This window comes from Streptomyces sp. NPDC059477 (assembly GCF_042749375.1).
Classification (GTDB): Bacteria; Actinomycetota; Actinomycetes; order Streptomycetales; family Streptomycetaceae; genus Streptomyces.
The window spans coordinates 1-13,249 of sequence record NZ_JBHYUG010000051.1; the positions used below are offsets into that span (position 1 = coordinate 1).

Below are 13,249 nucleotides of genomic sequence, written 5' to 3' on the forward strand. Positions count from 1 at the left end.
GGTCGGGAATGGGGAGGGGTGGGTGGGGTGGGGCGGGGGGGGGGGGGGGAGCCGTGGGTGGGGTGGGGCGGGGGGGGGGGCGGCGCCGCTGCGTGGTCCCCCCCCCCCACCACCGGCGTCTCTTGGGGCCCGCCGGATCCGGCGGGCCCGGTGCCGGCGGATGCCGTGCCGGCGGAACCCCCGGCGTCAGCGCTCCCGCCGCCGGACCCCCCGCCGCCGGACCCCTCGTCCACGCCGAGCTCCGCCAGCAGCCGGGCCACGTCCGCGCCCACCTCCGACGGGTCGCCGACCAGGGCCATCGGGGCGCCGACGGCGACGGTCGTGCCGCCGGGCACCAGGGTGCGCAGCAGCATGGCGTCCGTCTCGGCGGCCACCTCCACCAGCGCCTTGTCCGTCTCCAGGACGACGATCGGATCGCCGGTCCGGTACGGGGTGTGCTCCTTGACCAGCCATTCGGACAGGACGGCTTCCGTCGCTCCGGCGGCGACTTCGGGTACCCGAAGCAGCGTTGCCATGGGTCTTCTCCTACCTGGGTCTTGGGCCGTGGGCTCAGTACGCGGCGATCTCGCGCAGCGCGGTGACGACTTCCTCGGTCCGGGCGATCGCCGCCCGCTCCAGGACCTTGCTGATGTTGGGCGACGCCTCGCCGCCGGTGACCCGCTCGATCGGGGCGTCCAGCCAGTCGAACAGGCGCCGCTGGATCTCGTCCGCGAGCCAGCCGCCGTACGACGTCCCGCGCGCCCCCTGTTCCACGATGAGGACCCGGTTGGTCTTCCTCACGCTCGCCTCGATGGTGTCCCAGTCGAGGGAGGCCCGGTCCAGCCAGCGCAGATCGATCAAGTCGGCCCGGATCTCCGGCACCTGGTCGAGCGCCTCCTGGCAGTGGCGGACCATCGAGAGGTACGAGATGACGGTGAGGTCGTCACCCTCGCGGCGCAGGGCGGCCCTGCCGACCGGGATGCGGTAGTCGAGGTCGTCGACGGGTGCCGGGCCCGTCGAGGTGTACAGGTCGACGTGTTCCAGGACGACGACCGGGTCCTCGCAGGCCAGCGCGGTGTTCATCAGGCCCACGTAGTCGAAGGGGGTGGAGGGGGCGACCACCCGCAGACCGGCCGCCGTGGTGAGCACGCCCGCCGGGTCCATCGTGTGCTGGGAGCCGTATCCGGAGCCCGCCGCGAGCTTGGAGCGCAGCACGAACGGCACCGCCTCGTTGCCGCCGAACATGTGCCGGGCCTTGGCCACCTGGTTGAACAGCTGGTCGGCGGCGACCCACATGAAGTCGGCGTACATGAACTCCACGATGGGCCGGAACCGCCCGTCCATCGCCATGCCCCCGCCGAGCCCGGCGAACGCGTTCTCGCTGATCGGCGTCCCGAGCACCCGCTCCGGGGCCACCTCCTGGGCCCGCTTGGTGGCCCCGTTGGTGCCGCCGCGCAGCCGGTCGACGTCCTCGCCCAGGACGACGACCCGCTCGTCGGTCTCCATCCGGCGCCCGATCACCTCGCTGACCAGGTCGATGAAGCGCCGCTCCGCGAGCTGCCCGGCGAACGTCCCGGCCTCCTCGTAGCGGCTGTCCGCCAGCTCGCTCAGATCGCCGCGCACGCCGACGTCCACCAGCGCCGGGTCCGGCCAGGCCGAGGGGCGGATCCGGCGTACCCCGGGCTTGCCCGCGGGGTCCTGCTCCAGCAGGGTGTCGCCGATCTCGCGGAGCACGGCGGCGACCTGCTTCTGCGCGGCGGTCACCTCCCGCGCGGTGGCCAGCTTGCGCCGTACGACGTGGCGGCGCAGCTGGTCCAGCGGGTCACGCGCCCGCCATGCCTGCTCCTCCGCCTTGTCCCGGTAGCCGAAGGCGCTGCCCGGGTACGGGCCGTTCTGGTGGAAGTAGCGGTAGACCTCCGCCTCGATGACGGTCGGGCCGTGCCCGGCGCGCATGTGCGCGAGCGCCTCGGTCATCGCCAGCTGCACGGCGAGCGCGTCCATGCCGTCCACCCGCCAGCTGGGGATGCCGAAGCCGGGGCCGCGGCCGGACAGCCGGGCCTCGGCGGTCACCTCGCCGATGGGGGTGGAGACGGCGTACAGGTTGTTCTCGATGAAGAAGCAGACCGGCAGCTTCCAGGCCGCCGCCAGGTTGAAGGTCTCCAGGACCGAGCCGATGTTGACGGCCCCGTCCCCGAAGTAGGTCACGGTGACCGCGTCCGTCCCGGCGCGCAGCTGGTTGAAGGCGAACCCGGCGGCCTGCGGGACCCCGCCGCCGACGATGGCGTTGGTGCCCATCGCCCCGGCCTCCCGCCACTGGAGGTGCATCGAGCCGCCCCGGCCCAGGCAGAAACCGTCGGCGAGGCCGCAGATCTCGGCGAGGGTGCGGTGCAGCACCATGCGCACGTCGTCACTCAGCTCGGGCAGCCCGTCCGACTTTTTCGGCAGTACGTGGGTGAGGGCCTTGGCGAGGAACTGGTGATGGCCGCGGTGGGAGCCGTTGACGAAGTCGTCGCTGCGCAGCGGCAGCACCGAGCCGACGGCCCCGCCCTCCTGCCCGACGCTGGAATGCACCGGACCGTGGATCAGGCCCTGACCGGCCAGTTCGAGCGCGTACTCCTCGAAGGCCCGGATCCACAGGCCCTGGCCCAGCATCCCCAGCAGCAGGGCCGGGTCGGCGGCGTCCCAGTCCCCGGTCGAGGCGCTCAGCTCCACCCAGGGCGAGCTGGGGGACAACGGATCACGGCTGGGCATGGGCCCTCCCTGGAGATGACTGACCGATGAGAAACAGTGGGGAACGGTGGAGAACGGTGAGAAACAGCGGGGTCGGCGGCAATGGATTGGATCCATTGCAAGATGGCCGAACCACACTCGGGGGTTGTATGACCTAGACTATGCGCCCAGTGAGACATGATCGCAAGACCAAATGGATCCAATCGTTCGGATCCATCGAAGAAGGCGGAGGCGACACCATGGCGATTCCCGGACTGACCCGGCTCGATCACATCGGGCTCACCGTGCCGGATCTGGACGAGGCCCATACGTTCTTCGTGGACGTGCTCGGCTGCGAGTACATGTACGCGCTCGGCCCCTACAGGGACGACGGCCACTGGATGAGCACCCACCTGGACGTCGACGACAGGACCGTGATGCGCCGGCTGCACTTCTACCGGCTCGGCGGCCAGGCGGTCTTCGAGGTCTTCGCGTACGAGGCCCCGGACCAGCGCGCCAAGGGCCCGCGCAACAGCGATGTCGGCGGCCACCATGTCGCCCTGTACGTGGAGGACCTGGACGCGGCGGTGGCCGATCTGCGCCGGCGTGGGCTGCGGGTGCTGGGTGAGCCGACCACCAGCCGGGGTGCCAGCGAGGGACAGCGCTGGGTCTACTTCCTGGCGCCCTGGGGGATGCAGTTCGAGCTGGTTTCCTATCCTGGCGGCAAGGCCTTCGACCATGATCCCGGAGCCTTCGCCTGAGCAGGGGAGTGAGTGAGCCAGTGTCCGACGGCAAGGGCGACAAGGTTGGCAAGGCCGATAAGGGTGACAAGGGTGACAAGGGCGGCGGCAACGGCGCGCTGCGGGCCGGAGTGGCCAGCCAGCGGATCGCCGATCAGCTGCGCGAGCGCATCCTGGCGGGCCGGCTGGCCCCCGGGACGCGCATCATCCAGGACGACCTCGCGGACGAGCTGCACACCAGCCGGCTGCCGGTGCGCGAGGCGCTGCGCATCCTCCAGTCCAAGGGGCTGGTCACCCTGCGCGCCAACCAGGGCGCCTGGGTCACCCAGATGGACATGCGCGAGTGCGAGCTGAGCTACAAGATGCGCGAGCGCCTCGAACCGCTGCTGCTCGCCGAGTCCGCCCCCCGGCTCACCGGGGCGGACATCGCCGAACTGACCGGGATCCAGGACCGGATCGAGGAGACCCGGGACGTGGAGGAGTTCCTGGTGCTGGACCGGCAGCTGCACTGGGCGACGTACCGTCACCACCGGGCGGACGAACTGGCGGGGGTCGTGGCCCGGCTGTGGGACACCACCCAGCACTACCGGCGGGCCTTCACCCGGCTGACGCTGGGCCAGCGCGGCTGGATCATCAACGCCGAGCACCGCCTGCTCATCGAGGCCCTGCGCGACGGCGACGGCCGCTCGGCGGAACGCATCCTGGAACTGCACATCCGCCGGACACGGGTGGAACTGGCCCAGCATCCCGACGTGTTCCGCGGCGAGGAAGCGGGCCGCTGAGGCGAGCCGCCCCCCCGGGGGGCCCGCCTCGGCGGGGTGACTCAGGCGGCCTGGTAGGGCGGCGGCTCCTGGCCGGCCGCCCACTGCTGGGCGCCGGCCTTGTCCCGGATGTGGTCACGGGACGCCTCGGCGAGCCGGGTGGCCCGCTTCAGATCGGGGGCGATCAGCGCACCGCCGTACTTGAGCACCCGGCCGTTGACGAGGACCGTGTCCACCTCGGCGCGGCTCGCCTGGAAGACGATCTGGTGAACGGCGTTGGTGAGCGGGACCATCGAAGGGGTGTCGGCCCGCAGCATCACCAGGTCCGCCAGCTTGCCCGGGGTGATCGACCCCAGTTTCGAGCCCAGGCCGAGCGCGTCGGCGCCACCCTGGGTGGCGTAGTGGAGGACGTCCTCGGTACGCAGATCGTTGTTGATGACCGTCTTGCCCTCGGCATGGGCCGCCTGGTGGTCGAGGCCACGGTCGGCGTTGAGGGTGGCCCGCATCGCGGAGAACATGTCCGAACTCCACCACACGCTGGTGTCCATCGACAGCGACACCGGGATGCCGTGCTCGCGCACCTTGCCGGTGGGCGGGTAGCCCTGACCGGCGTTCAGCTCGCTCTCGGCGGAGATCGAGACGTTGCCGCCGGAGTCGGCGATCATGCGGTAGGCGCTGTCCGTGAGCGTTCCGGCGTGCACATAGGTGTTGGTGGGGAGCAGGAAGCCGTTGTCCCGCAGGATGCTGATCCCGGCGTCCGTCGAGAAGTCCCACACGCCCGCGTGCTGGGTGACCATCAGATCGCGGTCGCGGGCGAACTCCCAGGCCGGGCGCTCCGGGAAGGCCGGGTCGCCGGGCGGGTCCCAGGCCAGTTGCAGGGTGACCAACTGGTCCTTGGAGGAGAAGCGGGCGCGCAGCAGCCGGTCCACGTCACCGTCGACGGCCCACTTCTGCGGACCCGCGCTGATGTCGCCGAACGCCAGCCGGGCCCGCCCGCGCGAGTCGAACAGGGCGTCGGCGGCGGCCTCGGCGTGCTCGTAGGTGTACAGGGCGTGCGACCAGTCCAGGCTGGTGGTCACCCCGCTGTTGATGGCCTCCACCATGGAGAGGTAGTTCCCGGCGTACACGTCCTCGGGGCGCCAGTACGGGCCCCACTCCTCGTACATGAACCGGAAGTAGTTCGCGATCGTCCACTCGGCGCCGACCCCGCGCAGCACGGTCTGCCACATGTGCCGGTGGGTGTCGATCATGCCGGGCATCAGGATGCGGTCGCGGCCGTCGACGACCACGGCGTTCGAGGGCGCGGCCAGTCTCGGGCCGACGGCCTTGATGGTCGCCCCGGTGACCAGCACATCGGCGTTCTGCCGGGTGCCCAGGCGCGGATCGCCGGTGACGACGGTCGCGCCGCGGAACAGGATCGGGCGGCCGGGGGCGAAGGACGGGACCGGCGCGGGCGCCTGGGGCCGGGCGGTGGCGGTGGCGGTGGCGCCCAGTCCGAGGCCGGCGGTTCCGAGGCCGGTACCGGCTCCCACGAGGAAGGACCGGCGGCCCAGTCGGGACCGTGAGCGGTGCATGGCGAACTCCAGGTCTGTACCGGCCGTCTGACGGGCCGGAGGGGAAGGGGGTCGCCTCGGACGCTAGCAAAGGTAGTTGATCGTTCATAAGTTGAAATTTGCACTAAGACTTTGGTCGGACGGGTCCGGGGGCGGACCTAGGACCGGGAGCGGTACGGCGGTCCGCGCGCTGCCGGTTCGGTCCGGCGGGCGGTCGCGCGGGGGCCGGCGGGCGGCGCGTGTGCCGGGCCCGCCGGCCATCGCGGGTGGATCGGTGACCGTCATGGGTGGATCGGTGACCGTCGCGGTGGATTGGTGACGTCGCGGCGGATCGGTGACCGTATCGCGGGGGATCGGGACCGTGTCGCGGTGGATCAGTGACCGTGCGGAGCCTCCTCGCCCGTGTCGCCCGACGGCTGCCCCGACGGCTCGCCCGCCGGGCGTTCCCCGGCGCTGACGGTGAAGGCCGCCGTGTGGACCTCGCCGTCCGCCTTGAAGTCGAGGAACAGGCGGTAGTCGCCGGTGCTGGGCGCGGCGGCCGTGAAGGTGACGTCCGGGCTGCCGGACAGGGCGTCGCCGCTCGCCTCGTCGTGCGGGTGGACGTGCAGATACGCCAGGTCGCCGGAGCGCAGGGCGACCAGATGGCCGTAGGCGCCGAGGTAGGGCTCCAGGTCGGTGACCGGCTTGCCGTCGCGGGTGACGGTGAAGGTCAGCTCGCTCTGGGCGCCCGCCGCCAGGGTGCCGGTCAGCGTCACCTCGTAGCCGTCGACCGTCGCGGTGGCGGCGGCCGGGGGCAGCGCGGCGGGTTCGTACGCGCCCGAGACGGCCAGGTCCGCGCCCAGGGTGAGGCCCTCCTTCTCGGCGGCCGGGCGGAAGTCGGCGAAGACGCGGTAGCCGCCGGGCTCGGAGAGCGTGGCGGGTGTGCTCCAGGTGCCGTCGGCCGCGCGGACCGGGTGGAGATGGCGGAACTCCGTCAGATCGCGCGAGGCGACGATCAGATGCAGCTCCTTCTCGTGCTCACGGGCGAACTCGGTCACCGGGCGGCCGTTCGCGTCGCGGATGGTCAGTCGCAGCTCGGTGGGGTCGCCGGCCGCCACCTGCCGGGTGGCCAGGTCGAGGGTGTAGCCGTCCTGGGAGATCTGGAGGCCGCCCGGGGTGGTGTCGGCGGCGGTGGCCTCGGCGGTGGCCCCGGTGGTGTGGCCTTCCTGGTGCGCGGCCGGCTCCGGGTCGGCGTTGATCGGAGAGACCGCGGTGCCGACCCCATAGGCGGCGGCGAAGCAGACGGCGACGGCCGCGCCGAAGGTGCCGATCTTCTGGAGGGGATTCATCTCGGACTCCTGAGGTCGTTGCCGAACGGGGAACGGGTGGTTCCGTGCGGCCGGGTAGTTCCGTGCGTTCCTTGCCTTTGATACCCATGGGGGGTATACATGGGTGGAGCTTATACCCCTAGGGGGTATAAAGTGAAGAGCAAGCGGTCAAGGAGGAGCGATGAGGAGTGAAGTCGCCGTGAGCCCCACCACAGCACCTGGCGCCACCGAGGTCGAACTCGCGATCGGCGGGATGACGTGCGCCTCCTGCGCCGCACGCATCGAGAAGAAGCTCAACCGCATGGACGGCGTCACCGCGACCGTCAACTATGCCACCGAGAAGGCCAAGGTCAGCTATGACGGCGAGGTCGCCGTCGCCGACCTGATCGCCACGGTGGAGGCCACCGGCTACACCGCCCGTGAGCCCGCGCCGCCCCGGCAGGACGGCGGGCCGGGGGAGGGGGCCGCCGAGGCGCCGGACGAGCTGCTGCCGCTGCGCCAGCGGCTGATCACCGCCGTCGTGCTCTCCGTCCCGGTGATCGCCATGGCCATGATCCCGGCGTTGCAGTTCGAGTACTGGCAGTGGCTGTCCCTGACCCTGGCCGCGCCCGTCGTCGTGTACGCCGCCTGGCCCTTCCACAAGGCCGCCTGGACCAACGCCCGGCACGGCGCCGCCACCATGGACACCCTGATCTCGGTCGGCACGTCGGCGGCGATGATCTGGTCCCTGTGGGCGCTGTTCTTCGGCACCGCGGGCACCCCCGGCATGACCCACCCCTTCGAGCTGACCATCGCGCGCAGCGACGGCGCCGGGAACATCTATCTGGAGGCGGCGGCCGGTGTCACCGCGTTCATCCTGGCCGGGCGCTACTTCGAGGCCCGCTCCAAGCGCAAGGCGGGCGCCGCGCTGCGCGCCCTGATGGAACTGGGCGCCAAGGACGTGACCGTCCTGCGCGACGGACGCGAGACGCTCATCCCGGTCTCCGAGCTGGCGGTCGGGGACCGCTTCCTGGTCCGCCCCGGCGAGAAGATCGCCACCGACGGCACGGTCGTCGAGGGCACCTCCGCCGTGGACGCCTCCATGCTGACCGGCGAGTCCGTGCCGGTCGAGGTCGCCCCCGGCGACGGCGTGACCGGCGCGACCGTCAACGCGGGCGGACGCCTGGTGGTCGAGGCCACCCGGATCGGCGCCGACACCCAGCTCGCCCGGATGGCCAGGCTGGTGGAGGACGCCCAGAACGGCAAGGCCGCCGCCCAGCGCCTCGCCGACCGGATCTCGGCGGTGTTCGTGCCGATCGTGATCGCCCTGTCCCTGGCCACCCTCGGCTTCTGGATCGGCAATGGCGCCGGGGCCGCCGCGGCCTTCACCGCCGCCGTCGCCGTACTGATCATCGCCTGCCCCTGCGCGCTGGGCCTGGCCACACCGACCGCGCTGATGGTCGGCACCGGGCGCGGTGCCCAGCTCGGCATCCTGATCAAGGGCCCCGAGGTGCTGGAGACGACCCGCAAGGTCGACACCGTCGTGCTGGACAAGACCGGCACGGTCACCACCGGCAAGATGACCCTGCTGGCCGTCCGCACCGCCGAGGGCACCGACGAGAAGGACGTCCTGCGGCTCGCGGGCGCCCTGGAGCACGCCTCCGAGCACCCCATCGCCCAGGCCATCGCCACCGGCGCCGCCGAGCGCACCGGCACCCTCCCGGTGCCGGAGGACTTCGCCAACGTCCCCGGACTCGGCGTCCAGGGCGTGGTGGACGGACACGCGGTCCTGGTCGGCCGGGAGAAGCTGCTCGCCGAGTGGGCGATGGAGCTGCCCGCCGAGCTGAAGCTGGCCAAGCAGCAGGCCGAGACCGCCGGCCGGACGGCCGTCGCGGTCGCCTGGGACGGTGAGGCACGGGCCGTCCTGGAGGTCGCCGACGCGGTGAAGGACACCAGCGCCGAGGCCATCACCCGGCTCCGCGCGCTGGGCCTGCGCCCGGTGCTGCTGACCGGCGACAACAAGGCCGTCGCCGAGTCCGTCGCGGCCGAGGTCGGCATCGACGAGGTGATCGCCGAGGTGATGCCGGAGGACAAGGTCGACGTGGTCAAGCGGCTCCAGGCCGAGGGCCGCTCGGTGGCGATGGTCGGCGACGGTGTCAACGACGCCGCCGCGCTGGCCCAGGCCGACCTGGGACTGGCGATGGGCACCGGCACGGACGCCGCGATCGAGGCGAGCGACCTCACCCTGGTCCGCGGCGACCTGCGCGCCGCCGCCGACGCCATCCGCCTCGCCCGCAAGACCCTGGGCACCATCCGCACCAACCTGTTCTGGGCCTTCGCCTACAACGTGGCGGCCCTCCCGCTCGCCGCCGCGGGCCTCCTCAACCCGATGATCGCCGGAGCGGCCATGGCCTTCTCGTCGGTCTTCGTGGTGGGCAACTCCCTCCGACTACGAGGCTTCCGCCCCACCGGCTGACCCCGGGACACCCTCGCGCCCGCCACCACCCGACGCTCCGGTGCCAACAGGCCCGGAGCGTCGGGGTGTTCCCCCGTCCGTCGCAGGGCGGGGGCTCGGGGCGTTCCCCCCGGTCCGCCACAGGCTGGTCGGCGCGTTCACCCCGTCGGCGGAGTATCGGGGCGTTCGGCCCGTCAGCCGCAGGCCGGGGCCACCGGGCGTTCGCCCTCCCCGGTACGCCCCGTGCCGGGGGCGTCGCCGCCTCAACCCCGTCGGCCACCGGCCCGGAGCGGCTGCGTGTTCGGCCTGTCCGTCACCGGCCCGGAGCGGCGGGATGTTCCCCTAGGGAGCGGAGCCGACCCGACCCGACCCGACCCGAGCCGAGCCCGCCCGCGTGGCTCAGCCCTCCCGTGCCCGGCACAGGACATCCACCCGGTTCGTCGTGATCGAGTCCACCCCCATGGCGATCAGCCTGCGCATCGAGCGCCGGGTGTCTGGGGTCCAGCAGGAGACCAGGAGCCCGTCCCGGTGGACGGCGGCCACCAGCTCCCGGTCCAGCAGCGTGAAGCGGAAGTTGAGCCAGCGCGGCTTGATCACGGCCAGCAGGGCCGCCCTCGGTGGCGCCAGGGTCGACCGGGTCAGCGCGATCTCCGCCGCCGGGTCGGCCCCGCGCACCGCCAGCATCGCCCGGGCGTCCGCCGTGTAGTACACCCGCTCCCCGGCACCGCGCTCGCGGACCACATCCACGATCCGGCGGGCCGCGCGGACGTCCGACAGCCCGGGCAGATCCAGCATCAGCCGGGCCTCGCCGGTCGCCGTCAGCGCCTCGGCCAGCGTCGGCACCCCGCCCCCGGTCAGCTCCCGCACCTCGTCCGCCGACAGCGCGGACAGCGGCCGGTCGTGCTCCCACAGCCGTTTGAGCGTCGCGTCGTGCAGGACGACGGGCACGCCGTCGCGGGTCAGGCGTACGTCGATCTCCACGGCGTCCGCGCCCCGGGTGAGCGCGGAACGCAGGGAGTCGAGGGTGTTCTCGCGGAAGCGGTAGGGGTCTCCGCGGTGGGCCACGGCGGTCACGTTCTGCATGGCCCTATTGTGGCGGCCCCACCCTTCCGCTCGCGGCTGCTCCCCTCAGGGCGCGAGCCAGGCCGTCGTGTACGTGTCGATCTCGGCCATGATCCGCTCCTTGCCCGCCCGGTCCAGGAACGACGCCTCGACGGCGTTCTTCGCCAGGCCGGCGATGCCGCGCTCGTCCAGGTCCAGCAGACGCGCGGCGACCGCGTACTCGTTGTCGAGGTCGGTGCCGAACATCGGCGGGTCGTCCGAGTTGACGGTGACCAGGACCCCGGCGCGGACGAACTCCTTGATGGGGTGCTCGTCCAGCGTGGTCACCGCGCGCGTGGCGATGTTGGAGGTCGGGCACACCTCCAGCGGGATCCGGTGCTCGGCGAGATGCGCCAGCAGTTTCTCGTCCCGCGCGGAACTGGTGCCGTGGCCGATGCGCTCGGCCCGCAGATACGTCAGCGCGTCCCACACCGTCTCGGGGCCGGTCGTCTCGCCCGCGTGCGGCACCGAGTGCAGCCCGGCGGCGATGGCGCGGTCGAAGTACGGCTTGAACTGCGGGCGCGGCACGCCGATCTCCGGGCCGCCGAGCCCGAAGGACACCAGGCCCTCGGGGCGCAGCCGGTCGTCCGTGGCCAGCCGGACCGTCTCCTCGGCGGCCTCCAGACCGGCCTCGCCGGGAATGTCGAAGCACCAGCGCAGCACCGTCCCGAACTCCGCCTCGGCCGCCTTGCGGGCGTCCTCGATGGCGTCCATGAACGCCCGCTCGTCGATCCCGCGCCGCGTGGAGGAGAACGGCGTGACGGTCAGCTCCGCGTACCGCACCTGCTGGCGGGCCAGTTCCCGGGCCACCTCGAAGGTCAGCAGCCGGACGTCCTCCGGCGTGCGGATCAGATCCACGACCGACAGATACACCTCGATGAAGTGCGCGAAGTCCGTGAAGGTGAAGTAGTCGGCCAGCGCTTCGAGGTCGGTGGGGACCGTGGAGTCGGGGTGGCGGGCGGCCAGTTCGGACACGATCCGCGGGGAGGCGGAGCCGACGTGGTGCACATGCAGTTCGGCCTTGGGCAGTCCGGCGATGAAGGCGTGCGGGTCGCGCACGTCACGGGCGCCGGAAGCGGAGTGCCGCACGGATTGTTGCGCGGAGTGCTGCTCGGTCAAGGGGACCTCCCCGGGAAGGCGCCGGACACCCTGGCGGGGCGCGGCGCGGGTGATCGGCTGATCAGGTGGCAGGGACATCGTAGGACGGAACCGTCCGCCCCCTTCGTGCCGTCGTTCCCGGCGGAGCCATCACGTCCCGGTACCGGCGGCGGCGCCGGCGGATCAAGGCCGTAGCATGGCGGGACGATCGACCCAGGGGGGCACGACATGACGGACCCGACAAAGCCGGGTGGGACGAACGGGGGCGGTTACGACCCCTGGGCACCGCCCGAGAGCCGGCAGCCCGCCGATCCGGACGGCCCCTCCGGCGGCCCCGCCACTCCCGGTCAGCCGCCGTCCGGCACGCCCGCGCCGCCTTCCGTGCACGACCAGGCGACCGTCACCTCGATGCCGTCCACCGGCTACCCGCCGCCCGGCGGCCCCACGCCGTTCGACACGGCCGGCCACGCGCCCTACGACACCGGCGGCCCCGCCCCGTACGGCACGGGCGGTCCCTCGCCGTACGACACCGCGGGCCACGCCCCGTACGACACCACCGGCGCCGTACCGCCCCCGCCCACCGCGCCCGGCGGCCCGCAGCCCGGTGGCTACGGCTACCCCGGCTACCCGCAGGGCTACGGCTGGACCGGCGCCCCGATGGCGCCGCAGAACGGCATGGGCACCGCCGCGATGGTGCTCGGCATCCTGGCCTGCGCCCTGTTCTGTTTCTACGGCGCGGTCTCGATCGTCCTCGGCGTGCTCGCCATCGTCTTCGGCGTCAAGGGCAAGAAGCGCGCCGAGCAGGGCGTCGCCACCAACCGCGGCCAGGCGCAGGCCGGTCTGATCACCGGCATCATCGGATTGATCCTGGGCATCGCGGTGCTCGTCCTCATGGTGATCGGCTTCACCACCGCCTTCAACGAGTTCGAAGAGCAGGACTCGTACTACGACGACCCGTACTACGGCGCCCACAGCGCGCCGCTGGATGTGACGCGCGCCGCCTGAGTCTCCCCGGGGGGGGGCGGTCACCGTATCCGCCTCCCGGCCGGTCGGCGGGGCCACTACGATGCCTTGTCGGTCAACGAGGGGAGACAACTCCATGTCCGGTGCCAATCCCGGTGGGTTCGGACCGCCAGAGCCTCCGCAGCAGCCGCCCGGCGGCTACGGACATCCGCAGGGCACCCCGGGGTACGGCTACCCGAACCCGGCCTATCCGCCCGCCCCGCCCGTCGCCTACCCGGGTGCCTACCCGCAGGTACCCGGCTATGTGATGCCGGTGCAGCCGAGCAACGGCATGGGCACCACCGGTCTGGTGCTCGGCATCATCGGCGTGGTGTGCAGCCTGACCTTCTTCATGTGGTTCCTGGGGGTCATCCTCGGCATCCTCGCGATCATCTTCGGCGCCATCGGGCGCGGCAAGGCGAACCGGGGCGAGGCCACCAACAAGGGCGCCGCGACCGCCGGTCTGGTCTGCGGCATCGTGGCCACCGTGGTGCTGCCGGTGCTGGGCTTCGTGGTCTTCGCGAGCTTCATGAGCGTGGTCTGAGCGAGCCTGGCCCGAGCCAGC

At 72.3% G+C, this 13,249-nt stretch carries 10 protein-coding genes and 1 pseudogene; 5 read left to right on the forward strand and 6 right to left on the reverse strand.

Going from position 1 to position 13,249, the window contains the following annotated elements:
* Together ACFXAZ_RS24160 and ACFXAZ_RS24165 are read right to left on the reverse strand one after the other, a co-directional pair.
* On the reverse strand, positions 1–515 hold a 515-nt coding region (locus ACFXAZ_RS24160), incomplete at its 3' end, for a biotin/lipoyl-containing protein (protein WP_384594914.1).
* A gap of 34 nt (positions 516–549) precedes the next feature.
* Positions 550–2,730 (reverse strand): thiamine pyrophosphate-dependent enzyme, encoded by a 2,181-nt coding sequence (locus ACFXAZ_RS24165; protein ID WP_384594917.1) that lies wholly within the window; start codon positions 2,728–2,730, stop codon positions 550–552.
* Between the two features lie 218 nt (positions 2,731–2,948).
* Between ACFXAZ_RS24165 and ACFXAZ_RS24170 the strand changes: the two genes are divergently transcribed.
* Positions 2,949–3,449 carry a VOC family protein gene (locus ACFXAZ_RS24170; RefSeq protein ID WP_384594920.1) on the forward strand — a complete coding sequence of 167 codons (501 nt, stop codon included), beginning with the start codon at positions 2,949–2,951 and terminating at the stop codon, positions 3,447–3,449.
* An 8-nt stretch (positions 3,450–3,457) separates the two neighbouring features.
* Positions 3,458–4,210 (forward strand): GntR family transcriptional regulator, encoded by a 753-nt coding sequence (locus ACFXAZ_RS24175; RefSeq protein ID WP_384594923.1) that lies wholly within the window; start codon positions 3,458–3,460, stop codon positions 4,208–4,210.
* A gap of 41 nt (positions 4,211–4,251) precedes the next feature.
* Here ACFXAZ_RS24175 and ACFXAZ_RS24180 read toward each other — a convergent pair whose 3' ends face one another.
* On the reverse strand, positions 4,252–5,763 hold the full coding sequence (locus ACFXAZ_RS24180) for an amidohydrolase family protein (protein WP_384594926.1): 1,512 nt from the start codon (positions 5,761–5,763) through the stop codon (positions 4,252–4,254).
* A gap of 353 nt (positions 5,764–6,116) precedes the next feature.
* Positions 6,117–7,070, reverse strand: coding sequence for a hypothetical protein (locus tag ACFXAZ_RS24185; RefSeq protein WP_384594929.1), 954 nt, complete (start codon positions 7,068–7,070; stop codon positions 6,117–6,119).
* A 160-nt stretch (positions 7,071–7,230) separates the two neighbouring features.
* On the opposite strand from ACFXAZ_RS24185, the gene ACFXAZ_RS24190 reads away from it, so the two are divergent.
* A complete protein-coding gene (locus tag ACFXAZ_RS24190) occupies positions 7,231–9,504 on the forward strand; it encodes a heavy metal translocating P-type ATPase (RefSeq protein WP_384594932.1) in 2,274 nt (757 codons plus the stop codon).
* Positions 9,505–9,882: 378 nt separating this feature from the next.
* On the opposite strand, the gene ACFXAZ_RS24195 is transcribed toward ACFXAZ_RS24190, so the two are convergent.
* A complete protein-coding gene (locus tag ACFXAZ_RS24195) occupies positions 9,883–10,566 on the reverse strand; it encodes a glycerophosphodiester phosphodiesterase (protein WP_384594935.1) in 684 nt (227 codons plus the stop codon).
* A 45-nt stretch (positions 10,567–10,611) separates the two neighbouring features.
* A pseudogene (locus ACFXAZ_RS24200) lies at positions 10,612–11,833 on the reverse strand (adenosine deaminase).
* A 77-nt stretch (positions 11,834–11,910) separates the two neighbouring features.
* On the opposite strand from ACFXAZ_RS24200, the gene ACFXAZ_RS24205 reads away from it, so the two are divergent.
* Both ACFXAZ_RS24205 and ACFXAZ_RS24210 read left to right on the forward strand, forming a co-directional pair.
* A complete protein-coding gene (locus ACFXAZ_RS24205; RefSeq protein ID WP_384594938.1) occupies positions 11,911–12,687 on the forward strand; it encodes a DUF4190 domain-containing protein in 777 nt (258 codons plus the stop codon).
* Between the two features lie 94 nt (positions 12,688–12,781).
* Positions 12,782–13,228: a DUF4190 domain-containing protein gene (locus ACFXAZ_RS24210; RefSeq protein WP_384594941.1), complete on the forward strand. Its 447-nt coding sequence runs from the start codon at positions 12,782–12,784 to the stop codon at positions 13,226–13,228.
* Positions 13,229–13,249 lie beyond the last annotated feature (21 nt).